The sequence below is a fragment of the Subsaximicrobium wynnwilliamsii genome (assembly GCF_007997225.1).
Classification (GTDB): Bacteria; Bacteroidota; Bacteroidia; order Flavobacteriales; family Flavobacteriaceae; genus Psychroserpens; species Psychroserpens wynnwilliamsii.
Genome location: NZ_VORM01000086.1, coordinates 1 through 1,655, shown reverse-complemented (window position 1 = coordinate 1,655; position 1,655 = coordinate 1). Strand labels below are relative to the sequence as shown.

The 1,655-nt window shown below is 41.2% G+C and carries 1 protein-coding gene; it reads right to left on the bottom strand.

From position 1 onward, the window contains the following. Positions 1–27 precede the first annotated feature (27 nt). Complete coding sequence (locus ESY88_RS20585) at positions 28–1,539, bottom strand: IS1634 family transposase (RefSeq protein ID WP_147088581.1); 1,512 nt, start codon at positions 1,537–1,539, stop codon at positions 28–30. Between the last annotated feature and the right edge of the window lie 116 nt (positions 1,540–1,655).

The window sequence follows — 1,655 nt, the reverse complement described above, 5'->3', positions numbered from 1 at the left end:
CCTGTTTTCGTCGCTGGGACACCCAAGTTAGAAATCGAATAATTTCGCTAAATTTTGTTGCTGCTCGGAGTTGATTATGGTGGTGTAAGTTATTTCCTTGGTAACAGGGTGTTTTACTTTTACGGCATATATTGTTTTAGCGATGTCTATTGCTTTTTCTGGACTCAGGGTAGATCCCTTTGTTTTGAGTTGACGCTCAAGTTCTTTGTATATTTTGTAGGCAACGAAAGCGATACAGATATGTGCCTCGATCCTTCGTTGGACACGATGATAGATGGGCCGTATTTCCAAATCCGATTTAGCTACCCTAAAAGCTTTTTCTATCTGCCATAGATCCTTATAGTTTTCTAGGATATCTTCTTTGGTCAAGTTCGTATTGGTAATATAACCTTTGAGTCCGTCCCACTTTTTGTCTTCTTCTATTTTCTCTGGGCGAATCGATATCTTGATCTCGTTCTCTATGTGAAGGTACTTGTTGTAACCTCTGTTATTGATACTTGCCTTGGTAAGTTTACCCGATTTGATGTGCTTTTCCAATTTGTCCAGGCCACGCTTTCTGTTGTGCGCATCTTTTCTTGCCCTGACTTGGGAATAGCTGACAATAAGCTTGCTTTCAGGGTCTATTTCAATGGTCTGGCTTTCTGCGTTGGCCAGTTTCAATGCCAGTATTTTCTCTTTGAGCTCATTGTTCACTGATTTTATCCTGGCACCTAAAATATACCCATACCCACCTTGTTCCAACAATTGGATGTTTTCTTTGGAAAGCAGCCCTGCATCTGCCACGACTACCAATTTATCTAAATTGTATTTTGCTTGGAATGCATTGATGATGGGCAACATGGTATGCCCTTCAAACTGATTTCCCTTGAAAATGTCGTAAGCCAAGGGATAACCGCCCTTACTTACCAAAAGCCCCAATACAATCTGTGGATGTTGGTGCTTTCCATCTTTTGAAAACCCTGTTCTGCGAAGGTCATCTTCACTTTCTGCCTCAAAATAAACGGTGGTCACATCGTAAAACACTACGTTGATTTTGTTGTCAAGTATGCGCAAAGTGTGCTGATAACTGATTTGCTGGACAAGTTCCTTCTGTTCTTTGTAGAGTTTGTCCAAATAGCGATAGACCACTTGCACGTCAATATCCAAAAACTGGTATTTGGAAAGATAGTCTGTTGTCTTTAGCTTGCTTGCCGGGTAACATAATCTCGCCAGGACAAGTTGTCGGAACAAGTCCTGTTTGATTTGCCCAAAACCCACTTCGTCAAAGATCTTACCCAATAAAAGTGCCGGGCCGTGAACTGCGATCTGTTCAATCCCTTGCAGAACCAGCTTAGTATGATGGGCGTAGTCGGTAAAGTCCAACTCCTGTGAGCCTGTCTGCTTTTTGATCCATTGCTTTGCTTCCCCGACAAGGCGTTCTACCTCAGATCCTATGGAACTGCTTCCAATAGTTCTGAGCATTCGGTACCTCCCTGTGCTCTTGTCAACTACCTGCACACTGATCACTCCGCTCTTATTTTGCTTTTTTCTAACAAACATGCGCTAAAAATAGAAAAATAGCGCTCTGGGACACCCATTTTTAACTAAAAAAAATCACAACTATTTGAATATAAATAACTTATGAATATTGACTTTTAAAATTGTCGAAAACAGGA

Excerpts from the sequence above, each read along its gene's own strand:
- ESY88_RS20585 (WP_147088581.1), bottom strand. The coding sequence starts at position 1,539 with ATGTTTGTTAGAAAAAAGCAAAATAAGAGCGGAGTGATCAGTGTGCAG.